Annotated in this window: 16 protein-coding genes; 9 read left to right on the top strand and 7 right to left on the bottom strand. The window is 38.7% G+C overall.

Features of this window, described 5'->3' with window-relative positions; all coding sequences use genetic code 11:
* Window positions 1-5,259 precede the first annotated feature (5,259 nt).
* Both ACI7T6_RS04065 and ACI7T6_RS04060 read left to right on the top strand, forming a co-directional pair.
* Entirely contained in the window at window positions 5,260-9,480 is a 4,221-nt protein-coding gene (locus ACI7T6_RS04065) for a tetratricopeptide repeat protein (protein ID WP_404665123.1), read from the top strand.
* Window positions 9,481-9,592: 112 nt separating this feature from the next.
* A complete protein-coding gene (locus ACI7T6_RS04060; RefSeq protein ID WP_404665122.1) occupies window positions 9,593-10,471 on the top strand; it encodes a hypothetical protein in 879 nt (292 codons plus the stop codon).
* On the opposite strand, the gene ACI7T6_RS04055 is transcribed toward ACI7T6_RS04060, so the two are convergent.
* Window positions 10,458-11,069 carry an adenylate kinase family protein gene (locus ACI7T6_RS04055; protein ID WP_404665121.1) on the bottom strand — a complete coding sequence of 204 codons (612 nt, stop codon included), beginning with the start codon at window positions 11,067-11,069 and terminating at the stop codon, window positions 10,458-10,460. The two genes, ACI7T6_RS04060 and ACI7T6_RS04055, sit on opposite strands and share 14 nt — an antisense overlap.
* Window positions 11,070-11,195: 126 nt before the next feature.
* Here ACI7T6_RS04055 and ACI7T6_RS04050 point away from each other — a divergent pair, with 126 nt between their 5' ends.
* Window positions 11,196-11,954: a hypothetical protein gene (locus ACI7T6_RS04050; RefSeq protein WP_404665120.1), complete on the top strand. Its 759-nt coding sequence runs from the start codon at window positions 11,196-11,198 to the stop codon at window positions 11,952-11,954.
* A 15-nt stretch (window positions 11,955-11,969) separates the two neighbouring features.
* On the top strand, window positions 11,970-13,376 hold the full coding sequence (locus ACI7T6_RS04045; protein WP_404665119.1) for a hypothetical protein: 1,407 nt from the start codon (window positions 11,970-11,972) through the stop codon (window positions 13,374-13,376).
* A 39-nt stretch (window positions 13,377-13,415) separates the two neighbouring features.
* Here the strand turns inward: ACI7T6_RS04045 and gatB are convergent, their stop codons facing one another.
* From gatB to gatC, 3 genes are read right to left on the bottom strand one after another with little or no spacing between them, the layout of a single operon-like run.
* On the bottom strand, window positions 13,416-14,870 hold the full coding sequence (gene gatB, locus ACI7T6_RS04040; RefSeq protein WP_404665118.1) for an Asp-tRNA(Asn)/Glu-tRNA(Gln) amidotransferase subunit GatB: 1,455 nt from the start codon (window positions 14,868-14,870) through the stop codon (window positions 13,416-13,418).
* Window positions 14,871-14,880: 10 nt separating this feature from the next.
* On the bottom strand, window positions 14,881-16,332 hold the full coding sequence (gene gatA / locus ACI7T6_RS04035) for an Asp-tRNA(Asn)/Glu-tRNA(Gln) amidotransferase subunit GatA (RefSeq protein WP_404665117.1): 1,452 nt from the start codon (window positions 16,330-16,332) through the stop codon (window positions 14,881-14,883).
* Between the two features lie 8 nt (window positions 16,333-16,340).
* The gene (gatC, locus tag ACI7T6_RS04030) at window positions 16,341-16,628 is read right to left on the bottom strand and encodes an Asp-tRNA(Asn)/Glu-tRNA(Gln) amidotransferase subunit GatC (RefSeq protein ID WP_404665116.1); all 288 of its coding nucleotides are present in this window, start codon (window positions 16,626-16,628) and stop codon (window positions 16,341-16,343) included.
* A gap of 109 nt (window positions 16,629-16,737) precedes the next feature.
* On the opposite strand from gatC, the gene ACI7T6_RS04025 reads away from it, so the two are divergent.
* On the top strand, window positions 16,738-17,109 hold the full coding sequence (locus ACI7T6_RS04025; RefSeq protein WP_404665115.1) for a DUF378 domain-containing protein: 372 nt from the start codon (window positions 16,738-16,740) through the stop codon (window positions 17,107-17,109).
* A 110-nt stretch (window positions 17,110-17,219) separates the two neighbouring features.
* Here ACI7T6_RS04025 and holA read toward each other — a convergent pair whose 3' ends face one another.
* Both holA and ACI7T6_RS04015 read right to left on the bottom strand, forming a co-directional pair.
* The gene (gene holA / locus ACI7T6_RS04020; protein WP_404665114.1) at window positions 17,220-18,233 is read right to left on the bottom strand and encodes a DNA polymerase III subunit delta; all 1,014 of its coding nucleotides are present in this window, start codon (window positions 18,231-18,233) and stop codon (window positions 17,220-17,222) included.
* Complete coding sequence (locus ACI7T6_RS04015) at window positions 18,230-18,643, bottom strand: OsmC family protein (RefSeq protein WP_404665113.1); 414 nt, start codon at window positions 18,641-18,643, stop codon at window positions 18,230-18,232. The genes holA and ACI7T6_RS04015 overlap by 4 nt, the downstream gene beginning before the upstream one ends.
* A 504-nt stretch (window positions 18,644-19,147) precedes the next feature.
* On the opposite strand from ACI7T6_RS04015, the gene ACI7T6_RS04010 reads away from it, so the two are divergent.
* Window positions 19,148-22,429, top strand: a complete 3,282-nt coding sequence (locus ACI7T6_RS04010; protein WP_404665112.1) for a tetratricopeptide repeat protein — start codon at window positions 19,148-19,150, stop codon at window positions 22,427-22,429.
* Window positions 22,430-22,515: 86 nt separating this feature from the next.
* Here the strand turns inward: ACI7T6_RS04010 and ACI7T6_RS04005 are convergent, their stop codons facing one another.
* Complete coding sequence (locus ACI7T6_RS04005) at window positions 22,516-22,845, bottom strand: hypothetical protein (protein ID WP_404665111.1); 330 nt, start codon at window positions 22,843-22,845, stop codon at window positions 22,516-22,518.
* A gap of 184 nt (window positions 22,846-23,029) precedes the next feature.
* On the opposite strand from ACI7T6_RS04005, the gene ACI7T6_RS04000 reads away from it, so the two are divergent.
* Genes ACI7T6_RS04000 through prmC form a run of 3 tightly spaced genes read left to right on the top strand, consistent with a single transcriptional unit; the run spans window position 23,030 to window position 25,299 of the window.
* Window positions 23,030-23,344 (top strand): type B 50S ribosomal protein L31, encoded by a 315-nt coding sequence (locus ACI7T6_RS04000; RefSeq protein WP_404665110.1) that lies wholly within the window; start codon window positions 23,030-23,032, stop codon window positions 23,342-23,344.
* A 25-nt stretch (window positions 23,345-23,369) separates the two neighbouring features.
* On the top strand, window positions 23,370-24,464 hold the full coding sequence (gene prfA / locus ACI7T6_RS03995; protein WP_404665109.1) for a peptide chain release factor 1: 1,095 nt from the start codon (window positions 23,370-23,372) through the stop codon (window positions 24,462-24,464).
* The gene (gene prmC / locus ACI7T6_RS03990) at window positions 24,448-25,299 is read left to right on the top strand and encodes a peptide chain release factor N(5)-glutamine methyltransferase (protein WP_404665108.1); all 852 of its coding nucleotides are present in this window, start codon (window positions 24,448-24,450) and stop codon (window positions 25,297-25,299) included. The genes prfA and prmC overlap by 17 nt, the downstream gene beginning before the upstream one ends.
* The last annotated feature ends 136 nt before the right edge of the window (window positions 25,300-25,435 follow it).

Genomic DNA, 25,435 nt, shown 5'->3' with positions numbered 1-25,435 from the left:
AAGACAAGGTAGGAGAAAAGAGAGTTTATAGCAATTTAGGAAATGTTTATGATTCTTTAGGAGAATCTAGTAAAGCGGTAGAGTTTTATGAGAAGCATTTAAAAATTGCTCTAGATCTTCAAGATCGTTTAGAAGAAGGAGCAGCTTATAGCAATTTGGGAATTGCTTATCTTTCTTTAGGAGAATACAGTAAAGCGGTAGAGTTTCATGAGAAGCATTTAAGGATTGCTCTAGATCTGCAATACCGTTTAGGAGAGGGGATAGCCTATAGCAATTTGGGAAATGCTTACTACTCTTTAGGAAAATATAATCAAGCAGTAGAGTTTCATGATAAGCATTTAAAAATTGCTATAGATCTTCAAGATCGTATACGAGAAGGGAGGACTTATGGCAATCTGGCAAACAGTTATCTCTGTTTAAAAAAATATCCTCAAGCAAGGGAGTTTTATAATAAGCATTTAAAAATTGCTCTAGATCCGCCAGATCATTTAGAAGAAGTATCAGCTTATAGCAATTTAGGGCATGTCTCCTATCATTTAGGAGAGTATACACGAGCTGAAGAAGCTCTTCATAACAGCATTAAGATTGCTGCATCTCTTCAACAAGGTGTCAAGAAATCTCAATGGCAGATCACCTTCTTTGAAAAATTATCATCGCCTTATATCCTTCTAGAGAAGACTCTACGTGGTCAGAATAAGAGTGTAGAAGCGTTGGAGGTCTCAGATGGCAGAAGGGCCCGGGCACTCACTTCCTTAATCATGGAGAAACTCCTCCTTGAGGGATCTAAGACCTCTTCTATAGAGTCTTTAACATTTCAGGAAATGAAGGATTTAGCTAAAAAATTTAACACTGCGTTTATTGTCTATTCTCAAGGTGTTTTTCAAGTTAACGAATGTATTCGGGCTTGGATCCTTTCTCCTAAACAAAATGAAGAACTTATCTCAATTTCTCTTCCTTCTCACTTAGATAAATTTAAAGATATCGATACTATTTTAAAAACTTTTCCCTATGGAAGACGGCCGAGAGTTAAAAAAGGTGAAAAAGCTACAGATCCATTTAAGAAGCACCTTTCTGATTGGTATGAACTACTCATCGCTCCTCTAGTTCCTTATCTTCCAGAAGCAGATTCAGATCAAACTCTCACCTTTATTCCTGAGGGTGTTTTAGCACATCTTCCCTTCGCAGCATTTTATAATGCAGCTAATGATCAATACTTGATTGAAAAGCATCCTGTTTCGGTAGCCCCTTCGATTAGAGTTTTAGCTCTTCTTGATAAGCTCCCTACGTCTTCAATTGATCAAGCTCTTGTCATGGGAAATCCTACGACTCCTCGTGAAGTAGATAACAAGCTCAAATTTACTGGGATAGAGGTTGAGGAAATTAGAAGCCTCTTTAATCAGAAGAGAGCTTCTGAGCCTCTAATAAAAACACAAATATTTACAGAGACCTTTGCAACAGCAGAAAATATAATTAAGGAAGCTCCTCATTCTCAGCTACTTCATATGGCAGGTCATGGGGTTATGGACGAGTCTCCTGGTGAAAATCTTGACCCTGGCTTTGATCCACATTCTGTTTTTAAAGGGCTTTTTAAACTAGCCAAAGATGATAAGCACTCTCTTGGACAACTCCGTTCCAAAGAGATTGCAGATATGACGCTTAAAGCAGATCTTGTCTTCATGAGTGCTTGTCATTTAGGGAGAGGTAATATTAAAAGGGAAGGGAGCATTGGACCCATTTGGTCTTTTTTAGGAGCAGGTGCAAAATCCACAGTTGCTAGCTATTGGCCTCTTCCCGATTCACAAGTGACTGTTAAAATGGTAAAGACTTTTTATCAGCATTTTTTAGGCATTGAAACTCCCAAGGTTAGTAAAGCACACGCTTTACGAGAAGCGATCCTAGTCGGTATGCAAGAAAATAGGGATAACATAGAGCAATGGGGAGCGTTTTTCTTATCGGGGTTAATGAATTAGAGAGGAATAAAAAACCCTCTAAACATTAGAATCGATGCATTAAAATTTATTGATCATCTGTTGACTAAAGATCTCTAAACTTTAGGGTATCTTTAGTCTACTGCTTAGGTTATTCAAGGTTCTCTCTCTTTAATCCTTTAGTTCTAAGAAGCTGAGCACTTTGATAACAGAGAGTACTAGTATGATAATATTCTATGGTTAATTCAACGCGCAGGAAATATTCATGAGCATTTCTTCAAATATCTTAACAACTGCTGGCTTAACCAAGATACAGATTCCTTCTTCAGACTCTTCTAGTGATAAAATCCGGCTCTATTTTTTTTCTGATCCAACACCAGAAGGGGTTGCAAAAGTTCAGACCCTATTTGAATTGGAAATGAAAGGGAAAATTTATGAAGGAATGATCAATCAAATGTTCAAAGACATTCAAGTTAGACCCTATCTTTTAAAAGGGAGAAAAATTTTTAAGCTTATTGCAAAAGAGCATGTTTTCCAGTTAGACGAGGTCAGCGCTTATCAAAACCAAGGGGATACTTACCATGCTTCAAAAGAGTATTCCGAGGCAATTACGTGTTACAAGAAATATTTAGAGATAGTTATACAGCTTAAAGACCGTATAAGAGAAGGAAGGTGTTATAGCAATTTGGGAAGAGCCTACAAATATTTAGGAGATTATCCCCAAGCAATGCAGTTTCATGAGAGGGCTTTAAAAATTGCCAGGGAGCTTAAAGACCAAGAGGGAGAAGGAATAGCTTATTGCAATTTAGGAAACGTTTATCACCTTTTAAGAGAACATGATCAAGCCATTGACTTTCATAATAAGCATTTAGCGATTGCTGTAGACCTTCAAGACCGTGAAGGGGAGGGAAGAGCTTATGGGAATTTAGGAAAAAGTTATGCCTCTTTAAAAGACTCTCTTAAATCCGTTGAGTATCATAATAAGGCTTTAATCATCACTCAAGAATTTAAAGACCGAGCAGGAGAGGGGAAGACTCATAGCTGTTTGGGAATGGCTTACACATTCTTAGGAGAGTATCTTAAGGCAATAGAGCATCATGAGAGATGCTTAGTCATTGCCAGGGAGCTTAAAGATGAAGAGGGAGAAGGAAAAGCTTATTGCAATTTAGCAAATGTTTACAAATCTTTAGGAGAGCCTCGTAGAGCTATTGAATTTCACGAGCAGGAATTAAAGATTGCTCTAAAGCGTGGAGACCATATAGCAGAGAGAAGAAGTTATAATAATTGGGGAGTAGCTTATGAGTCTTTAAAGGAATACAGCAAAGCAATTCATTATTATAATCAGGTATTAAAGATTGCTCAAGAACTTAAAGATCAACAAGGAGAAGGGGAAGCTTATGGGAATTTGGGATATATCTGTACTATTTTAAGGTTGTATCCTGATGCAACCATGTATTATAAGAAGGCTTTAAAGCGTGCTTTAGAGCGTAAAGATCGCTTAACAGAAGGAGTTGTCTATGCGGGGTTAGGAAATGTCTATGGAGCTTTAAACGATTACAGAGCAGCTATTAAATTTCATAATAAGGCTTTAGCCATTGTTAGGCAGCTTAAAAACCCTGCAGAAGAAAGAAATTGTTATAATAGGTTAGGAAACCTCTATCATCATTTAAAGCAGTATAAGCGAGCAGAAGCGTATTTTCAGAAAAGTATTCATATTAATGCAGTTCTTCAACAAAACGTCAAAAAATCCCAGTGGCAGATCACCTTATTCGAAGAGTTATCATCATCATATCTCTCTCTAGAAAAGGCTCTACTTTGTCAGGATAAGATCATAGAAGCTTTAGAAATCTCAGATAGTAGACGGGCCCGGGCGCTAGCTTCTTTGACCCTAGAAAAATTCCCGTTAGAAGTCCCTAAGACCTCTTCTCTAGCTCCTTTAACATATAAAGAAATGAAGGATTTAGCTGAAAAACTTCATACAACATTTATTATCTATTCTCTAGTGAACTTTGATAAAGATCCCTCTATTCAAGCTTGGATAGTTTCTCCTAACCCAAATCAAGAGCGTACCTTAATCTATCTTCCTTCTCGTCTAGATGAGTTTAAAGATATTAATACCATTTTAAGCACATTTCCTTATGGTCCAAGACCCAAAGCTGAGCGTGGTATAAAAGCTACAGATCCGTTTAAGAAGCACCTCTCCTATTGGTATGAACTCTTCATCGCGCCGCTAACTCCTTATCTTTCAGGAGCAGGTTTAAATCAAAGTCTTACCTTTATTCCTGATCGAGTTTTAGCACATCTTCCCTTTGGAGCGTTTTATCATGCAGCTACAGATCAATACCTCATTGAAAAGCATCCCATTTCGGTAGCTCCTTCGATTAAAGTTTTATCGCTGCTTGATAAACTTCCTAAGTCATCAGCTAGTCAAGCTCTTATAATGGGGCATTCTATAGGATCTATTGAAGCAGATAATCAGCTAAGATTTACCCAGTTAGAAGTTGCAGAAATAAAAAATATTTTTCATCAAAAGATAGCTTCTGAAATACCTTTAAAAACGCAAATGTTTACAGAGGCTCTTGCGACAGCAGATACTTTGCTCAAAGAGGCTCCTCTCTCTCAATTCATTCATATCGCAGGACATGGAGTTATGGAAGAAATAACCCAAGATAGTCTTGATCCTCACTCTGTTTTTAAAGGGCTTTTTAAGTTAGCTAAAGATGATCATCATCCCCTTGGACAACTCCATTCTAAGGAGATTGCAACTATGACGCTTAAAGCAGAGCTTGTCTTCATGAGCGCTTGCCATTTAGGAAGAGGCAATCTTAAGATGGAAGGTAGCATTGGACCCATTTGGTCTTTTTTAGGAGCAGGCGCAAAATCTACAATTGCTAGCTATTGGCCTCTTCCCGATTCACAAGTCACGGTTAAAATGGTGAAGACCTTTTATCAACACTACTTAGGCGTTGAAACTCCAAGGCTTAGTAAAGCACACGCTTTACGAGAAGCAATTCTCATAGGCATGCAAGAAAACAGGGATAACATAGAGCAGTGGGGAGCGTTTTTCTTATCAGGATTAATGAATTAGAGAGGAATAAAAAATTATCTTTGCGGTAGAACTGACGTATTCCAATTTATGTATCATCATGTAGGCTAAAGAGCTCTAAAATTTATAATATCTTTAGTCTACTGCTAGGTTTATTCAAGTCTTTTCTCTCCTCTTGAACCTATCAGATTTAGGAAGTGTATCATTGTGATGACAGAAAGTACCAGCCCTATGTAATATTTGATTTTTAAGTTTTATATTGAGTTAAATGCATAGGAGATATCCATGAGCATTCCTTTAAATGTCTTAACAACTGCTGGCTTAGTCAAGATACAACTTCCTTCTTTAGAGCCTTTCAGTCATAAAATCCGGCTCTACCATCTTTCTACTCAAAACTTTGAGATGCTTTTCAAAATTCAAGATGCACTAGAGCAACAAATGAAAAAAGGAAAGAGTTATGAAGGTAACATCTATAAGTGGAGTCATAGCGCCCGGACAAAACCGTATCTTCTTAGAGAACAAAATGTGCTGAAGTGGATTACAAAGGAGTATGCCCTTGAATTACAAAAGAGCTCTTCTTCTTTAACCGAGCTAAAACAAAGTTCATTACAAGATACAAGAGATAGCAAATCTGAATGTGAAGATACAGAAACTTACAGTTTAAACTCATCAATGACATTAAGCCATGATGAAGATAGTGAAGACGATCAAAAATTAAATATTGCTGTAGATCCTCAAGGCTGCAGAGGAAAAAAGAGAGCGTATAGTGATTGGGAGGATAGTGATGATTCTTCGGGAGAATACCGTAAGACAATAAGGCTTTATAATAAAAAATTAAAAATAGCTCAAGAGCTTAAAGACCAAATAGGAGAAGGAAGAGCTTACAGCGATTTGGGAGATGCTTACGATTCTTTAGGAGAATACCATAGGGCGATAGAGTTTCATGAGAAGGCTTTAGTTATAGCTCAAGAGCTTAAAGACCCTATAGAAGAAGGAAGATCATATTGCAATTTGGGAGATACTTACGATTCTCTAGGAGATTACCATAGAGCGATAGAATTTCATGAAAAGGCTTTAGTGATAGCTCAAGATCTTAAAGACCTTGTAGGGGAAGGGAGATCATATTGCAATTTAGGAAATGCTTACCACTCTTTAGGAGAATATCGTAAAGCAATAGAGTTTCATAATCAGGATTTAAAAATCGCTCAAGGACTTCAGGATCGTACAGGAGAAGGTAGGGCTTACTGCAATTTAGGAAATGCTTACTATTCTTTAGGCGATTACTCTCAAGCATTAGAGTGTCATGAGAAGGATCTCGTTATTGCTCAAGAGCTTAAAGATCAAATAGGAGAAGGAAGAGCTTATGGCAATTTGGGCAATGCTTACTGCTCTTTAGGAAAATACCCTCAAGCAATCAAATTTCATGAAAAGGATTTAAAAATTGCTTTAGATCTTCAAGACTATGCGGCGATGGGGAGATCGTATTGCAATTTGGGAAATGCTTACGACTCTTTAGGAGAACATCGTAAAGCGATTGAGCATCATGAAAAGGATTTAAAAATTGCTTTAGATTTTCAAGATAGCGTAGGAGAAGGGAGGGCATATGGTAACTTGGGGAATGCTTACAATTCTTTAGGGGAATATCATCAAGCGATCAAGTTTCATGAAAAGTCTTTAACGATTGCTCAAGATCTTCAAGATCGTGTAGGAGAAGGGGCGGCTTATAGCAATTTGGGAATTTCTTACAATTCTTTAGGGGAATACCATCAAGCGATCAAGTTTCATGAGAAGGGCTTAAAGATTGCTCAAGAGCTTCAAGACCGTGTAGAAGAAGGAAAGATTTATCATAATTTAGGAAATGTTTGTGACAATTTAGGAGAATACCGTAGAGCAATAGAGTTTCATAAGAAAGGTTTAGCTATTGCCCAAGATTTTCAAGGCCACATAGGAGAAGGGATAGCTTATAATAATTTAGGAAATGCTTATGATTCTTTAGGGGAATCTCGTAAGGCGATAGAGCTTTATGATAAGAAATTAAAGATTGCTCAAGATCTTCAAAATCCTATGGGAGAAGGAACAGCTTATAGTAATTTAGGAAATGCTTACCACTCATTAGGAGAATACCGTAAAGCGATAGAGTTTCATAAGAAAGATTTAATGATTGCTATAGATCTAAAAGACCGCATAGGAGAAGGAAGAGCTTATAGTAACTTGGGAAATGCTTATGGTTCTTTAGGAGAATGCCATCAAGCGATCGAGTTTCATGAGAAGAGTTTAACGATTGCTCTAGGGCTTAAAGACCGTGTAAATGAAAGGAGGATTTATAACAATTTGGGAAATGTTTACGACTCTTTAGGGGAATACTCTAAAGCGGTAGAGTTTTATGAGAAGGGTTTAACGATTGCTCAAGATCTTCAAGACCGTGTAGGAGAAGGAACAGCTTATAGCAATTTGGGGATAGCGTACCACTCTTTAGGCAAATACCGTAAGGCAATAGAGCTTCATAATAAGGCATTAAAAATTTCCTTAATACTTCAAGATCGCGTAGGGGAAAAGATAGCTTATTGCAATTTGGGAAATGCTTACGATTCTTTAGGGGAATACCGTAGAGCGATAGAGTTTCATGATAAGAGTTTACAAATTGCTTTAGAAATTCAAGATCATGTAGGAAAAGGGACTGCCTATTGTAATTTAGGAAATGCTTACTATTCTTTAGGAGAATATGATCAAGCAATCAAGTTTTATGATCAGGATTTACAAATTGCTCTAGACCTTCAAGACTATGCAGGAGAGGGGAAATCGTATAGTAGCTTGGGGAATGCTTACTCCTCTCTAGGCGAATACTCTAAAGCAATAGAGCTTCATAAGAAGGCTTTAAAAATTGCTGTAGATCTGCAAGACCGTGTAGGAGAAGGTGGAGCCTATAACAATTTAGGAACAGTTTACTACTCTTTAGGAGGATATGATCAAGCGGTAGAGTTTCATGAGAAAGATTTAAAAATTGCTCAAGATATTCAAGACCACATAGCAGAAAGCATGGCTTATAACAATTTGGGAGACGCCTATTACCGTTTAGGAAAATATCAGCAAGCTGAAGAGACTCTTCATAAAAGCATTCAGATTGTTACATCTCTTCAACAGGAGGCTAAGAAATCCCAGTGGCAGATCACCTTATTTGAGAAGTGGTCAGCACCTTATAGAACTTTAGAAAAGACTCTACTTTGCCAAAATAAGGCAGTAGAAGCTTTAGAAATCTCCGATGGTAGAAGAGCCCGGGCACTCACTTCTCTGATTAGGGAAAAACTCTCTCTCGAGGAGTCTAAGATGTACTCTGTAGATCCTTTAACATTCAAGGAAATAAAAGAGCTAGCTAAGAAACTTCATACCACATTTATCACCTATTCTCTCATTGATTTTGAAGATAATCAATCTATTCAAGCTTGGATCATTTCCCCAAACCCTGAGCAAGAGCCCATTTCAATCACTCTTTCTTCTCAATTAGGTGAATTTAAAGATATTGATACTATTTTAAAAACATTTCCTTATGGCCTAAGACCTAAAGCTCAGCGAGGTGTAAAAGCTATAGATCCGTTTAAGAGGCATCTCTCTCGTTGGTATGAACTCCTCATCGCTCCGCTAGCTTCCTATCTTCCAACAGCAGATTCGGCTCAAACCGTTACTTTTATCCCCGATCGCTTTTTAGCACATCTTCCCTTTGGAGCGTTTTATCATGCAGCTATAGATCAATATCTGATTGAAAAACATCCTATTGCGGTAGCTCCTTCGATCAAAGTTTTATCTCTTCTTGATAAACTCCCTAAATTAGCAACTCATCAGGCTCTTTTAATCGGTAATCCTACAACCCCTATTGCAGTGGATAATCAGCTCAAATTTACCAAAATAGAAGTTGAAGAAATAAAACATATCTTTCAGCAAAAGATAGGTTCTAAAGTTCCCATAAAAACGCAAATGTTCACAGAGACTTTGGCAACAGCAGAAAATATCCTTAAGGAATCGCCGCATTCACAGCTCCTTCATATGACAGGTCATGGTGTTATGGATGAGTCTCCTGGTGAAAATCTAGATCCTAGCTTTGATCCGTATTCTGTTTTTAAAGGGCTTTTTAAATTAGCCAAAGACGATAAACACCCTCTTGGACAATTTCGTTCAGAGGAAATTGCAACTATGATTCTTAAAGCAGATCTAGCCTTCATGAGCAATTGCCATTTAGGAAGAGGTAATCTTATGCAAGAAGGGAGCATTGGACCGATTTGGTCTTTTTTAGGAGCAGGTGCAAAATCTACAATTGCTAGCTATTGGCCTCTTCCCGATTCACAAGTGACTGTTAAAATGGTGAAGACCTTTTATCAACACTACTTAGGCGTTGAAACTCCAAGGCTTAGTAAAGCACACGCTTTACAAAAAGCAATTTTGGTAGGCATGCAAGAAAACAGGGATAACATAGAGCAATGGGGAGCGTTTTTCTTATCAGGATTAATGCATTAACAGAAAATAAAACCCTCTCCTTGTAGTTATTTAAAAATTTCATTTTCTTATTAATATAATTAATTTTTTTAAATTAGTGATAATAAAATTAAAAAAATGATATGCTAAGGTTATGGTAAAACCTTTAAATACTACATTAGCCTCTCAGCCTACCTTTGAAATGTTTCTTCAAGAAAAGGTAAAAAGCGGCTTTACTGTAAGGGATTATCTTGAGGCAAAGTACTTTAAATTTTCTACAGCAAACACCTTAAGAGATAAGATAAAAAACTTCCTATTGCTTGGAGGAGCTGGATACTTTTTCACACCTTCTAAAGTAGATCACGCAAAGTGGGATCTTTTTAAAACAAAAGCTACGTTTTATCTCGCCTATCAAGAAACCCTAGCCCTTTATCAAAAGTGTGAGAGAAATCCTCAACAGTTTTATGCAAAGACGATGATCTCTTTTGAAAAGCTTCATCAAATCGGACAAGAGATCCCTTTTTTACACAATAGACATGTCCTCATCAATCAAACCTTGAGAAGAGGATCAAGCTCTTTTACGCAAGACCCTATTGAAAAGAGCCTGATTGTTTACTCTATTCAAGATAAGCTTACAGAAGGAGGCAGAGTCACATTAGACCGTATGTTAACCTTCTTTCAATCTTATCAAGCATTGAGGAAAGGATGGGAAAAAAAAGGGTATGGGTTTTCAGGAGAGATCCCGGCTCAAGGAGTTAAGGTTTCAGAAGAGATTCCTGTTAAAGAAGTGATCTCTAAGATGTATCACTATCTCTTAGAGAGTCACCCTGAAAATAGAAGGGTTTACCGTCTTTTTATAGAGCACCTTAAGTTAAAAGAGTTTTTTGGAAGTGAAAGTGAAGAAGAGAGGATAGGAAAACTGCAAGAGAGGGCGAAGCTCTTAAGTAAGCTTACACAAGACTACCTCGATCATCACAGCCATCATTCCAATGATTGGAGAAGATTTGTCGGAAAACCTCTTAAGAAGCCTTAATATTGAGTAGTGTATTTTTAACATCTTGAAGGACTGACTCTGGAGTTTGATCTCCATTAATGGATGTCACTAAGTGAGGGGAGTATCTCTCTAGAAGCTGCTTGGTTGTTTTTTCATAGATCCCAAGTCTTGTTTTTAAAATGGACTCATCCATATCATCAACCCGGCCCTCAAGTGTCGCTCTTTTTTTCATGCGGGTAATGAGGAGATCAGGACTTGGTATTGTAAGCACAATGACATGGAGGACCTCGATTAAGTTACTGATCATTTCAGCTTGAATAGAGGTTCTTGGTATGCCATCTAGAAGAAGAATTTGACGCGTGGGATCGTACTGTTGAGACAAAATGAGCTCTTCCACATAGGCGTGCCATATTTTAAGTGTCGCATCATCAGGAAGCAAAAGACCTTGCCCTGCAAAAGAGTGATAGAGCTGCCCTGCAGGAGAGTCACTAGAGAGGCTACGGAAGATATCTCCAGAAGAGAGGTGAAAATAGAGATCATCTTCTTTAAGTGCTTTTCCTAAGGTCCCTTTTCCAGAGCCTGGCGGTCCAAAAATTAAGATCGCTTTATAACGAGAAGAGGCGTTGGGAACTAGCATATTGATCACTCATATTGTAAGGCTACATATCATAACTGATTAAGGAAAAATGGTGCAATTAAGGAAAACAAAACTTCAGGGCTCAAGGCGATGTTATTTTAAACCATTATGCATATGGGGGGAATTATGGGAGTAATCACTCAATCAGGGTTAGGGACAGCTGCCACACAGGCGGCTTCTCCTATTATCTTAGGAGAGGTGAGTTTTCAAGGGCGTAACTATCTAGCGATTCTTCATCCGGGAGAAAAGATAGGAGGCTCTTCTTTACAAACAGCTGATTTAGAGCAAGCTAAAGAGAAATGTTGCCAAATCATTCAAAAGGTGTTGATGAATACACCTGAGAGTAAAATGCAGAGCTCTCATAACGGTCCGCAATTAGAAAAACTCTCTGCAGGAGGTGTCAGTTTTTCTCATGTAACTCATCCTACTATGCTCTATTCTCATACAACATTAAAAACAGAAGAGTTGTGGAATAAGCTCATCTACTTAACCATTAACCCTCATCATGCAAAGCATGTGGAGTCTCAGGTTGAATTTGTAGATATCTCTGATATCACGCTGCAAGATAGGTTTACTCTACTACGTCAAGTGAGAAATAAGCTTGGAAAAACAACTACCCAGGAAAAAATAGAGCTCACTTCGATGCAGGCCAAAGTATTTAAAATGCTTCCTGATTTTTCAAGGTTAGTTGAAGGGAATCAGTTAATTATCAAAAATTTTGAGGACCTTGATGAGTTTTGGGATAAATGCGTAGCTTTAGAAGAACAGCTTAAAGAAAGTATTGAAAAGGAAAAGCGTCAAAACACTTCTCAAGGTAAGCAATCACAACATAATATCCAGGATGAAGCGTCTTCAAGCAGTTCTCAAAAAACCACCAGTAAGTAATAAGGAAAAGGTTTTATGACACACTGGAGCGCAGCACCTCTTTCTTTTGATCCTTTTCATCAGATGGAAAGAAGAGTGTTTGAAGAAGAAAAACAGAAGTTCACGTATCTCTCTCCTCTCATTCCTTCATCGGATAAAGAGCATGCTATTGCAGATCTCTCTCAAACCTACCGAGGAGTGATGTCAAGTATCCAAGCAGCAAGTCCTCTCACTAAGCTCTCTGGGAGCGGGTTTATAGGGCTGACGAGTTTATCCTACATTGGTATGGGGATAGCAAGTATGGTAGAGGCTAAAGAGTGCATACGTCACTATGAGCTTTTAGGAGATAAGGAGAGCTCTCTTCTCTCAAAAATCCAGCTCCTACAAAATGGGTTTTTAGCAGCTGCATCATTCATGTTAGCCCCTAGCCGGGGGATTAGCGCTGTCCAAGATATGATTCAAACTGCACGTCATACAGTGGTTTCCTTAAGCTCTTCGCTTTCTTTAGCAACTACGGTATTTTCTCTTGCAGGAAGTGTCTTATTTTCTTTTTATTACCTGTTTAAAATGGTGGAAGAAGGAAAGCAGCTCTTTCAGTGGATTCAAGGGAGAAAGATGAGAGAAGAGCTCATCTTTTCATCAAACCCTGAACTTCTGATCGTAGCCTATTTAAAAGAAGAGGTTAAAAATATTAACTTAAAAGAAGAGGATTATCAAACTTTGGCTATTCATCAAGGGAATCAGTGGATGAAGCAAAATAGAGCTCTTCTTCAAAAAAAATATGAGGGAAAAGATCCCTTTCTTCTTTTTCTTGATGATAACCCGCATTTTATTGATCAGATTGTGGGAAAAAGCCCCCTCAAGCTGACTAAGGAAGGGAATTTACTGAGGTTAGGAGAGCATCTTGTGTTAGAGCATGTGAGAGAAAAGTGTGAAAAGAAGTGGAGAATTCAGCTAGGAGATCAAGCCGTAGATGCGCTCAAGAAAAAAGAGATTAAAAACTTTCAAGATTTGATCTCTGTAAAAGTTCCTCTTACCCTATTTTTAAGGGTTATCTTACCTACAGTAGGGCTTGCAGTCACATTGATTACAGCTTGTATGACAAGTGGAATAGGGCTAGCTATTGTCTTCATCATATGGGCAGCTGTTGGGCTCATTTCGATTACACTTGAAGATGGAAAGGCACTGCAAGAGAGACTGAAATCAAAAGAGGTGTCACCTTACGATCCTCTATTTATTCTATTCTCTGGAGTGTTAAGTGCTGTATCAATTGGCGGTTTATTAGCGCTCACCATTTTATCAGGAGGGGCGCTTCCTTGTATTGGAGGACTTATTTTAACATCAGGATGGCTTCTTTTAAATGTCCGTGAGGTGTGGTTAATGAAGAAAAGAAGGGAGAATTTAGAACAAAAACAAGAAGGGGTATTACGCCCTTCTTCATGAAAAAAGAAGCCTCTAGAGAAATAGAGGCTTCTTTGAGTGTTAAGGGGATAATTTTTTGAGAAGAATTTGATTAACCATCTCAGGAGACGCTTTTCCTCTTGAGAGTTTCATGATCTGTCCAATCAAAAAGGCAAACGCTTTATTTTTCCCTGCTTTGTAATCGGTAATGGCTTCTGGATTTTCCTCTATCACTTGGGTAATGAGCGCTTCAATCTCGTTTAAGTTTTGAATGGGCTGGTAGTCGGGATTATTTTTCACAATCAAAGAGGGCAAGATGTCAGGGTATTTTACCATATCATCTGCGACACTCTTAGCAATTTTGCCGTTAATGATCCCTTGTTCAATCATATTGACAAGTTCTGTGATATGCTCAGGTTTAATCCCAAAGGTCCAAAGGTTTTTTCCTAGCTCTTTCAATCTTCCTGGAAATTCGATGGTGAGCCAATTCGCTAAAGACTTATTGTTCAGACATGTTTTTCTTGCCGCTTCAAAATAGTCGGAGAGCTTTTTTTCATTCACAAGGAGGGTGACAGCTTGAGAGGGGAGCTCTAAATCATGGGTATATCTAAAGTGCCGCTCTCTAGGAAGCTCAGGGAGCTCTTGTTGAATTTGCGAGATCCACTCATGAGAGGGGGTAATCGGGGGGATATCGGCTTCTGGGAAGTATCTGTAGTCTTCTGCTTGCTCTTTCATCCGCATTAAAATGACCTCTTTTTTATCCGGGTCAAAGCGGTAGGTGCCTCTTTGAATTTCTTGATCAGGAGTTGCTGTATAAAATTGAATTTGTCTTAAGATCTCAGAATGCAGAGCCGTTTCCATATGAGAAAAGGAGTTCATGTTTTTAATCTCAATTTTATTACGAAGAGCCTTTTCTCCTTTAAGCCTGACAGAGATGTTGGCATCCATCCTAAAAGATCCCTCTTCCATATTACAGTCTGAGGCGTCTAAGTATTCCATAATGGCTTTAATGGCCATTGCATAAGAGACCGCTTCTTGAGGAGATGTCATGCAAGGGGCTGAGACGATTTCCAGAAGGGGAACGCCTGCTCTATTAAAATCAATCCCTGAAAACGTGGTGAAGTGTTTTAACATACCCGCATCTTCTTCCAGGTGCGCTCTATCAATCAAAAATGTTTTAGGGATATTATTCACATCTGCTGTGATAGAGCCTCCTAGAACAATAGGATAATCAAATTGCGTAATTTGATAGTTTTTAGGAGTATCTGGGTAGAAGTAAGACTTTCTATCAAACCGGCTAATAGGGGCAATCTTGGCCCCCACCGCTAGACCAAATTGAATCGCTTTTTTCACAGCCTCTTTATTCACAACAGGAAGCGTTCCAGGTTGCCCTGTTGAGATCACTCCAATATCTGTGTTGGGTTCTGATCCAAAGAGGTAAGGCTCTGATCCAAACATCTTTGTCTTTGTGTTAAGCTGGACATGGATCTCAAGCCCAATAACGGTTTCCCAAAGGGATGTATCAACTGTATGCATAAGAGTATCCTTAAAAAAGCGGGGGGTGAGAAGGAGATGTTTGACAGCTTTTTTCAAACTGCGCTGCGCATTTAAAGAGCATAGCGTCATTTAAAAAAGAGCTAACCAGTTGTAATCCAAACGGGAGCCCTTTTGAGCAAAATCCAGAAGGGATTGAAATGGCAGGAAGCCCGGCAAGATTGACAGGGACTGTATAGATATCTTGAAGATACATTTGAAGAGGGTCTTGCATTTGACCCATTGCAAAAGCTGTCGTTGGTGCAGTTGGCGTTGCAATCATATCACACATCTCAAACGCTTTTTTATATTGCTCTATGATGAGGGTCCGAACTTTTTGCGCCTTTTGATAGTAAGCATCTTTATATCCTGAAGAGAGGACATAGGTTCCTAAAAGAATCCTTCTTTTCACCTCAGATCCAAATCCCTCTTCTCTTGAGTTTTCTACCATATCTTCTAAAGAGCTATCTTCTAAAGACCTATGGCCATAACGGACCCCGTCAAATCTGGCTAAGTTTGTCGACGCTTCAGCTGTTGCTAAAATGTAATACACAGCAATGGAGTATTTAAGGACATCCAGGCTGATATCGACAATTTGACACCCTTGATTTTTGAAAATCTCTAAGGAAGCTTGAAAATTTGCAAAGGTTTCAGGAGGAAGACCTTGTAAGAAATCCCAAGGCACTCCGATTTTAAATGTGCAAGGAGGAGATTGGATTGCCTCTAATGCAGAAGAAGAGGTGTGAGGAAGAGATGTGGCGTCATAGCGGCAAGGTTTTGCAATCACATCATAAAGAAGCGCTGCATCTTTCACACAATTAGCAAGAGGTCCAATTTGATCTAAAGACGATCCAAAAGCGACAAGTCCGTACCTAGACACTCTTCCATAAGACGGTTTAAACCCCACTGTTCCGCAAAAAGCAGCTGGTTGCCGAATCGATCCTCCTGTATCACTTCCCAGCGCTAAAGGACACAGTCTTGCAGCCACAGCTGCTGCTGACCCCCCAGAAGATCCGCCAGGTGTGTGGTGAAGATTCCACGGATTTTTTGTTTTTTTAAACGCTGAGTGCTCTGTAGAAGAACCCATCGCAAACTCATCCATATTGGTTTTTCCAATGATGAGGCCTCCCTCTTGTTCAATCAAGGAGGTGACAGTTGCGTTAAATACAGCTGTGTAATTTGCTAACATGAGAGAGCCGCAGCTTGTCTTTTCGTTAAAGAGGTGGATGTTATCTTTAAGAGCAATCGGGATACCAGCTAGCTTTCCAATGGGTTCATTATGCATCAGCTTGTGATCGAGCTTTGAGGCATGTACAAGAGCTTCATCAAGACGGAGCGAGAGAAACGCTCCTAAAGAGGCGTCACATGCTACAATACGGTCAAAAGTCTTCTGCGTGATTTCTTTAGCTGAAAGTTCTTTTTTTAAAAAAAGTTCATGGAGTTGATGAGCAAAAAGGTGGTGCATAGTATTTCCTAAGATTTAAGAATAGGAGGAACTCTTACGATTCCACCCACATGAGCTGGGACGTTTTTTAAGAAAAGATCGCGAGATAGGGGCTCTTCAGGAACATCTTCTCGTAACGGACTCTCTAAATGTTCATGAATGGTAAAGCAAGGAGAGACACCTTGAGTGTCAACCCCATTAAGTTGCTCAATGTAACTTAAGATATGGTCAATACTTGTCAGAAACTGCTCTTTTTCACTGTCTGTCAGAGAAATTCGGCAGAGATGGTTCAATTTATTAAATTCAGATTCATTCATAGGTTAGAGCGTATTGTAAAAGTTAGAAGAAAAATTGAAAAGAAAAAATGGAATGACAACTATATTGAATTTATTTATATTGATAGAAAGGACGACATTTGGAGGTAATATGAAAAAAATGATCAGCATCTTATCAATGATTTTAATTGTAGTTGGAGCTCTTAACTGGGGACTCTGGGGATTTTTCCAATTTGACCTCGTTGCGTGGTTAGCAAATGGCAACACAACAACATGTGCAAGAATCATCTACGGAGCTGTAGGACTTGCTGGTTTATGGGGTCTTGGCCGTTTAGGCAAAATCAGAGCGCTTTGCGACTGTTGCTCTGATGCAAGATGTTCAACAGGCTCTTGCTGCTGCACAACATGTGGTTGTACAACAGGATGTGGCTGCTGCTCTGATGCAAAATGCTCCACAGAATCTAGTCATTGCAAAGATGGCAAATGCAAAAGCGACAAAAACAACATCAAAAGTTGCAAGTAGTCTTTAAAGTTTTTTAACCCTTACTTAAAGAAGCATCAGGAAATGAGTTTCCTGATGCTTCTTCTTTTCTCTTTCAATCTAAACAGGCTCTAGCCAAAAATTCACCTTATTTAAGGCGCTATTTTCTCATACAGCGCAGCCTGAAAATAATCAAAGCAGCTCTCAAGGGGAAGAGATGTTGTTTTAAGAAGCACTTCCATCTTATAAAGCTCTAGGATTCCTTTAAGAAAAAAGGCACGGTTTTTTTTGAGTGCAAGCGGGATCAATTTATCTAGTTGAAAAGGGCGAATGGAGGGGAAATAGTCTTTAATTTGGGATTGAGGAATAGAGCTTGATAAAAGCTCTGTGAGCCTTAACCCCGTCTGAAGTTGATATCTCACCTGTCCTAAAAAGGGAAAAATAAAGCTTGTATCTTTCACTTTACTTTTTAGGGAAATTGGTTTTTGCCACACCAGCTCTTCAGCAAGTGTCCACCCTGTGGAGAGGTCTTTACTTGAAACAATTGCCTTAATATCTTCTATTTTGATCAAGGTGTGATCACCCACATAGGCCGTGATTTTTTTTAGCTCTTGATCAAGGGTTGCGGTATCTGTCCCTAAAAGCTGGATGAGAAAGGAAATCCCTTCAGAAGAGAGCGTTTTTCCTATTTTTTTAAGTTCTAAAGCAATCCACTCGTGAACTCTTTTCTCTTTATCCCAAGGTTTTTCTTCACTTGTATCAAGGACGACCATTTCTTTTTTCTCTTGCTGATACCATTGCAGGAGCCCTTTTGAGGAGCTAGCTGTAAAGATGAGTACGATTTGCTGCGAGAGAAAAGGTTTAAGGCTGTCATAAGAAAAGGAAGGCTTCATCTGATCAATATCTTGGATCAAGATGATTTTAAGGGCGTTCCATAGATTAGGGGTTTGAATTTCCTCTAAAAGAGTAGAGAGCGGTGTTGTAGGAGCGTGAAAAGAGGTAACATGGAGCGTAGGGTCTTTTTTTGTAAACGCTTGAATGATGAGACGGCTCCACAGCTTTTTTTCATAAGGGCAAGTAGAAACAAGAAGAAACAGGGAAGAAAGAGAGCCTAGAGAAGACGCCTCTAAATGCTTTTCAAAGCTACTAGCTGATTGAAATTTCATGATCTTTTCCAATGAAATGTCAAGTGCTGCTCAATATCTTTGTGAAGAGAGTTATGAACAGGACACGTGTGAGCGGCTTTCTCAAGAATTTGAATGAGGGACTCTTCTAAAATATCTTCACAGTAGAGATGAAATGTAAGCGATGCAATTCTTCTCTGAGGAATAGATGTCATTGTTTTTTCAATGGTAGCTTTAAGCTTTACAATTTCAACGCCGTATCTTTTTGCAGCAAGAGTGATCACAGTCACAATGCAGCTAGCTAACGCGGCAGCCAAAAGATCTGTGGGAGAAAAGGAGGCTCCAAGGCCACCATTTTCTTTAGGGGCATCGATATATAGGACTGTGTCATGAGAGGTTTGTGTAAGGCGTGATCTAAGATTGCCTTCGTAATCAATGAAGATTTTTTCCATGCATGTATGGTAGCTGAAATGGGGTCCTTTTTGCGATCAAAATTTTCCCTCAAAGAGGAGATGCCCAAGGTAAGAAAAATGCCGCTACATAGATTTTTGAATAAACAAGGGAGCTGAAAATGTGAAGGGCTTTTTCTTAAAATCCCTATGATACTGTCTAGATGGAAAAGAGCCGTGAGTAGAAGATTAAAAATGAGTGTTTGCGGAAGGGAAAATAGCGGAGGTAAAATCAGGCATGATCATTAAAGAAATTTTTATAAAAAATAGGGCGAAAGTTCCTGGGGGGAAAGAGAATGATAGTCATCTTTTCGGGAGAAATTGCTATTTTCCTATTTTATGGAGCTTGCTCACAGTTAGCGGTTTCAAGTTTGGTGGATAAAATAATCTTGCTTAAACAGCCTTATTGATTTTCTTTAAAAAGGAGAATTTTTAAAGGAGAGTATTGATCAAATATAATCTTATATTTCATAGTGGATTTTTTATAAAAAACTTATGAGGTTATAAATGGAAAATTCTTCAAAAATTTTAAGCAATGCAGGACTCACTAAAATTGCTATCCCTTCTCCTCAAACCTCTAAAGCTAAAACTCGGCTTTATTTTTTTTCTGATCAAACCCCAGAAGGGATTGCAAAGATTCAAACGCTCTTTACATTAGGGAATAAAGTCAGGGAATATGAAGGAATGATTCACGAGATGTTTCAAAATATTCAAGCTAAGCCCTATCTTTATAAAATTGGCAATCAATTGAAGCTTATATCGGAGGAAGAAGCTCTTCGATTAAGAGATAAGAGGGTATCTAGCAATTTGATAGGTAGTGATACGAGTTTAGGAGTTTATAACCAAAACATCAAATATTATGAGAATGAACTCAAGATCTCGCTAGAGCTAAAAAATCAAGCAGGGGAAGAGAGGGCTTATTGCAATTTGGGACTTGTCTATGAGGAGTTAGGAGACTACCGTCAAGCGGTTGTTTATCATGAGCAGCATTTAAAGATTGCGAGAGAGCTAAAAGATCAAGTGGGAGAAGGGAGGGCTTATTGCAATTTGGGAATTGTCTATGAGGGGTTAAAAGATTACCGTCAAGCAATCAGTTATTATGAGAAGCATTTAAAGATTGTGAGAGAGCTAAAAGATCAAGCGGGAGAAGGAGGGGCTTATTGTAATTTGGGGCTTACCTATGAGGGGTTAAAAGATTACCATCAAGCAATCAGTTATCATGAACAGCATTTAAAGATTGTGAGAGAGCTAAAAGACCAAGCGGGAGAAGGGAGTGCTTACGGCAATTTGGGAAATGCCTCATGGGGATTAAAGGACTATCATCAAGCAATCAGTTATCATGAGAAGCATTTAAAGATTGCGAGAGAGCTAAAAGATCAAGCGGGAGAAGGGAGGGCTTACGGCAATTTGGGAAATGCCTATGAGGGTTTAGGAGAGTACCGCGAAGCGATCAGTTATCATGAGAAGCATTTAAAGATTACGAGAGAGCTAAAAGATCAAGTGGGAGAAGGGAGAGCTTATGGCAATTTAGGAAATGCCTGTGAGGAGTTAGGAGGCTACCGTAAAGCAGTTGCTTATCATGAACAGCATTTAAAAATTGCGAGAGAGCTAAAAGATCAAGTGGGAGAAGTGGATGCTTACAGTAATTTGGGAAATGCCTATCAGGGGTTAGGAGAGTACCGTGAAGCAATCGAGTATCATGAGAAGCATTTAAAGATTGCGAACGAGTTAAAACATCAAGCAGGAGAAGGGGCGGCTTATGGCAATTTGGGAAATGCCTACCGCGGGTTAGGAGAATACCGTGAAGCAATCGAGTATCATGAGAAGCATTTAAAGATTGCGAGCAAGCTAAAAGATCAAGTGGGAGAAGGGAAAGCTTATGGCAATTTGGGAAATGACTATCGGGGGTTAGGAGAGTATCGTGAAGCAATCAATTATCATGAGAAGCATTTAAAGATTGCGAGCGAGTTAAAAGATCAAGTAGGAGAAGGATTAGCTTACTGCAATTTGGGAAATGCTTACCAGGGGTTAGGAGCCTATCATCAAGCAATTGGTTATCATAAGAAGAGTTTAAAGATTACGAGAGAGCTAAAAGATCAAGTGGGAGAAGGGAAAGCTTACGGCAATTTGGGAAATGCGTACCAGGGGTTAGGAGCCTATTATCAAGCAATTGGTTATCATAAGAAGAGTTTAAAAATTACGAGAGAGCTAAAAGATCAAGTGGGAGAAGGGAAAGCTTACTGCAATTTGGGAGCTGCCTACGATGGGTTAGGAGACTACTGTAAAGTAATCAGTTGCCAAGAACAGTGTTTAAAGATTGCAAGAGAGCTAAAAGATAAAATGATAAAAGGGAGTGCTTATGGTAATTTGGGAGTTGCCTACTGGAGATTAGGAGAGTATCCTAAAGCAGAAGAATATTTTTGCAAAAGTATTAAAATTCATGCCTTTCTTCAGCATAGTGTAAAAAAGGCTCAGTGGCAAATCACTTTATTTGAACAGTTCTCGAAGCCTTATATGGGTCTAGAACAAACACTATTATTGCAGAGTAAAAATACTGATGCATTAGAGATTTCTAATACGAGACGATCCCGAGCTCTTTCTTCTCTCTTATCTCAAAAACGCATCCTAACAGAGAATCTAGACTCTTCTTTTAACTCTCTTTCTATTGAAGAGATCCAACAATTAGCAGAAAATCTTTCTACAACTTTTGTCATGTATTCTCTTACTCCCTTAAACTTTAGAGAAGCAAAGATTCAAGTTTGGATTATTTCTTTTAAAGGGAAAAATTCCCAGTCAATTTCTTTGCCTATTCCAAAAGGGACATTTGCAGAATTAGATCCTATTTTTAAAGCATTTCCCTATCAACAAGAAGCTAAACGCCCTATAAGGGGTGAAAAGACCTCGGCCCAGCTTTTTAATGAAAGACTCTCCTCTTGGTATAATCTCCTTATCGCTCCTCTAGAAGAGTACCTTCCTTTACCAGATTCTGAAGAAACACTCACGTTCATTCCTGATGGATTTTTAGCCCATCTTCCCTTCGGGGCATTTTATAATGCTAAAAAAGATCAATACCTGATTGAAAACTATCCCATTTCAGTCGCACCTTCTATTCAAGTTCTCTCTCTTTTGAATCAACTGCCTCAAGAGTTTTCTGATCAGGCTCTTTTGATGGGTAATCCTACGACTTATCATAAAAAAGATGAGTTAAAACAAGCAGAAATTGAAGTTCAAGATATTATCGCACCCATGATGAAAACTTCTAAAACGGAAGTATTTATTCAAAAAGAAGCAACAGTCGAAAATGTTTTTAAACATGCTCCTAATGCTCAGGTCATTCACATTGCATGTCATGGAATTGCAGGAAAGAAGCCGCAAGATGATCCTTATTCTGTTTTTGAAGGGTTTTTTAAGTTAGCAAGCGAAGATATTGAGCATCCTAAATACCTTCACGCTAAAGATGTGAACTCACTTGCTCTTAAAGCTGACCTTGTCTTTATGAGCGCTTGTCATTTAGGAAGAGGGAATCTTCAAAAAGAGGGAAGTATTGGCCCCATCTGGTCTTTTTTAGGAGCCGGAGCTAAATCAACGATTGCTAGCTACTGGCCGCTTCCTGAAGGAAAGCTCACTGTAAAGATGGTAGAGACTTTTTATCAGCACTATTTAGGAATTGATACTCCAAAAATTAGTAAAGTGAGAGCTTTACAGAAGATGGCTCTTATGGCGATGAAAACAGAGCGAAATAAACCGCGTCAATGGGGATCATTTTTCTTATCGGGATTACCCGCATAACAATATCTTATAGGGTGAGTAATGATTCAGAGCTTCTTCTCTATAATACACATATTTGTGAAAGGGTTATCCTAGCTACGCAGCTTTTACGCTCTTAAGTCTTTCTTATACTGATAGGTTAAAGAAAACAGCGCAAAAAAGAGGGCGGAATAACTTATAAGTTTGATTTTTTCTGAAGCATTTTCATAAAAAATGAGAGAGCGCTTAGCCTCTTTTACCGTTTCTTCAATTTGCGCTTTCATGAGCCTAGCTGTTCTACTTGAGGTGAAAAAAGAAGAGGAATCTGTTGTCTTTTGCTCCGCTAAAGCAATTTGCGATTTTCCCCCTGCAATTTTTACATCAATGTAGTGAGAAAAGAGGAGAAAAAAGGCTCCTATAAAAGCCAATAGACAGCTAAGAAAAGAGAGTTTACGCATTAACATCCTTAAGCTCTAGAGATTGTTGCTAAAGTGTGCATTAACCCTCTTGTATTAGAGTAGAAAATATTTTTCTACTTAATTTAAAAAAACAAGATCGTCTTAGGCTTGATCGTCTCAAGATTTTTACTTTATCTTTAATAGAAAATTGTGATAAATTGACTTCCTAACACCTGGGAATTTTATGAAAGAAAATATTCATCCTCCTTATCAAACTGTGCTATTTATTGATTCTGCAACAGGAACCCGTTTTCTCTGTGGATCAACACTTCAGCCAAAAGAACGTGAAGTCTTTGAAGGGAAAGAGTATCCCGTATACAAATTATCCATCTCTTCCTACTCACATCCGTTCTTTACAGGCGACAACAAGCTTGTTGACTCTGATGGACGTGTGAAACAGTTTGAAAAACGTTATGAGAAGAAAAAGCTAGAAGAAGAAGCTAGAGCAAAAGGCGCACTTCAAGCTAAGGATAAGAAAAAAACGATCCTGAAAAAGTAATCTAGCCAATTTTTCTGAAATAATCATGCTTGATGAACGGTTAGCAAAAAGGGTTGAAGGGTTATTGTCTCGCTTTCAAGAAGTAGAGACTTCACTTGGAGACCCTGCAATATTTCAAGATCCCTCTAGATACAGGGATCTAGCTCAAGAGCATGCAAGACTTGGAAAAATTAAAGATCTTGTCCAAAAAATTGAACTCACCTCTTCTCAACTCAAAGAAAATGAAATCCTCCTAAAAGGGGAATCAGATCCTGATCTCATTTCTTTCATCAAAGAAGATGTCGACACTTTATCAACTCTTTTAACCCGTATAAAAGCTGAGCTTGAATCTCTTCTTGTTCCTCCAGACCCTTTAGATAATCGAAATGTGATTATGGAAATACGGGCAGGAACTGGAGGCGATGAGGCAGCTATTTTTGTGGGTGACTGCGTCAGGATGTATCAATATTATGCCGATAAAAAAGGGTGGAAGTGTGAGCTTTTATCTGCAGCTCCTTCAGAAAGAGGCGGATTTAAAGAATACATTATGGTCATATCTGGGCAGCAGGTGTTTAGACTGTTGCAATATGAAGCAGGAACACACCGTGTGCAACGTATCCCAGCAACAGAGACGCAAGGAAGAGTTCACACCTCAGCTGTTACCATTGCTGTTTTACCAGAGCCCACAGAAGAAGAGCAGCTCAACATCAATCTTGATGATCTCCGCATTGATACATTTAGATCTTCAGGAGCAGGTGGTCAGCACGTAAATACAACCGATTCAGCGGTTAGAATTACCCACATTCCAACGGGTGTTGTGGTTGCTTGTCAAGAAGAGAGAAGTCAGCATAAAAACCGTGATAAAGCGATGAGACTTCTTTCTGCAAAAATCGTCGAAGAAAAAAGAAGAAAAGAGCAGCAAGAAATGGCAGCTCTTAGATCTTCTCAAGTGGGCTCAGGTGATCGTTCAGAAAGAATTAGAACCTATAATTTCCCGCAAAATAGAATTACGGATCACCGTATTGGAGTGACTCTTTATCACCTAGGAGAGATGCTAGAGGGAGATATTGATGAACTTGCGCAAGCTCTTGTTACTTACTTTTATGAACAAAAGCTAGCTGGCGATGAAAACAATCAGTGAAATTCTAGATTTATCCACCACATTTCTCTCTCAAAAAGGGTTTGATCGCTCAAGAAGGGAAGCTGAAGAGCTTTTATCTCTTGTTTTAAAACTGCCTCGCATTGAGCTGTATCTTCAATTTGATAGACTTTTAGATCCTGTAGAGCTTGATCTTTTAAGGCTTTTTTTAAAGAAACGGTCTCAAAAAATGCCGTGGCAATACATTGTGGGCACTGTTCAATTTCTTAAAATAGAATTAGAAGTGACTCCTGATGTTTTAATCCCTAGACAAGAGACTGAATTTTTAGCAGAAAAAGTAATAGAAGCAATAGGTGAAGAGTCTCTTACTGTGTGGGATATTTGCTCAGGTTCTGGATGCTTAGGGATCTCTATTAAGCATCAAAGGCCTGATTGCTCAGTTATTTTATCTGATATTTCTCTTGAGGCAGTGGAGCTTGCTAAAAAAAATGCCGCAAAAAATGATGTGCATGTTGATATTTGGCATGGAGATCTCCTAGAGGCCTTTCAAGGGCTTAAAGCAGATATCATTGTGTGTAACCCTCCTTATATTTCAGAACAAGATTATCATTCTTTAGAATTAGAGGTGAAACAGTGGGAACCCAAGCTTGCTCTTGTGGGAGGAGAAACTGGATATGAGTTTTACGAAAAACTCGCCAAGACCCTCGCTCCTCATCTCTATAAAACAGGCTCTCTCTATCTTGAGATAGGGACAGGGATGGGAGAACATATCAAAACCGTTTTCCTCTCTCATGGATGGAAATTTGTGGAAGTGTTTAAAGACTACGCTTCTCATGATAGGTTTGTGAAAGTATCAGGCCATGCAGCAAATGCGTAATTTTTAAAATTTTAAGTATTTTTTTTAGTCTGTCTTATTATTCAATAATTTTCTATTTATGAGTGTTTCTGTTGTGTTAAATCAAAAATATTGATACGCTATTATTATCAACATATGTGCTAGCGCGTGAAGAGGA

Source organism: Rhabdochlamydiaceae symbiont of Dictyostelium giganteum, from assembly GCF_964291045.1.
Classification (GTDB): Bacteria; Chlamydiota; Chlamydiia; order Chlamydiales; family Rhabdochlamydiaceae; genus PALSA-1444.
This window is presented reverse-complemented; position numbering and strand designations above follow the sequence as displayed.

Bases quoted from the DNA above. Each gene is read 5' to 3' on its own strand.
- ACI7T6_RS04065 (WP_404665123.1), top strand. From the start codon at position 5,260: ATGAGCATTCCTTTAAATGTCTTAACAACTGCTGGCTTAGTCAAGATA.
- ACI7T6_RS04060 (WP_404665122.1), top strand. From the start codon at position 9,593: ATGGTAAAACCTTTAAATACTACATTAGCCTCTCAGCCTACCTTTGAA.
- ACI7T6_RS04055 (WP_404665121.1), bottom strand. From the start codon at position 11,069: ATGCTAGTTCCCAACGCCTCTTCTCGTTATAAAGCGATCTTAATTTTT.
- ACI7T6_RS04050 (WP_404665120.1), top strand. From the start codon at position 11,196: ATGGGAGTAATCACTCAATCAGGGTTAGGGACAGCTGCCACACAGGCG.
- ACI7T6_RS04045 (WP_404665119.1), top strand. From the start codon at position 11,970: ATGACACACTGGAGCGCAGCACCTCTTTCTTTTGATCCTTTTCATCAG.
- gatB (WP_404665118.1), bottom strand. From the start codon at position 14,870: ATGCATACAGTTGATACATCCCTTTGGGAAACCGTTATTGGGCTTGAG.
- gatA (WP_404665117.1), bottom strand. From the start codon at position 16,332: ATGCACCACCTTTTTGCTCATCAACTCCATGAACTTTTTTTAAAAAAA.
- gatC (WP_404665116.1), bottom strand. From the start codon at position 16,628: ATGAATGAATCTGAATTTAATAAATTGAACCATCTCTGCCGAATTTCT.
- ACI7T6_RS04025 (WP_404665115.1), top strand. From the start codon at position 16,738: ATGAAAAAAATGATCAGCATCTTATCAATGATTTTAATTGTAGTTGGA.
- holA (WP_404665114.1), bottom strand. From the start codon at position 18,233: ATGAAATTTCAATCAGCTAGTAGCTTTGAAAAGCATTTAGAGGCGTCT.
- ACI7T6_RS04015 (WP_404665113.1), bottom strand. From the start codon at position 18,643: ATGGAAAAAATCTTCATTGATTACGAAGGCAATCTTAGATCACGCCTT.
- ACI7T6_RS04010 (WP_404665112.1), top strand. From the start codon at position 19,148: ATGGAAAATTCTTCAAAAATTTTAAGCAATGCAGGACTCACTAAAATT.
- ACI7T6_RS04005 (WP_404665111.1), bottom strand. From the start codon at position 22,845: ATGCGTAAACTCTCTTTTCTTAGCTGTCTATTGGCTTTTATAGGAGCC.
- ACI7T6_RS04000 (WP_404665110.1), top strand. From the start codon at position 23,030: ATGAAAGAAAATATTCATCCTCCTTATCAAACTGTGCTATTTATTGAT.
- prfA (WP_404665109.1), top strand. From the start codon at position 23,370: ATGCTTGATGAACGGTTAGCAAAAAGGGTTGAAGGGTTATTGTCTCGC.
- prmC (WP_404665108.1), top strand. From the start codon at position 24,448: ATGAAAACAATCAGTGAAATTCTAGATTTATCCACCACATTTCTCTCT.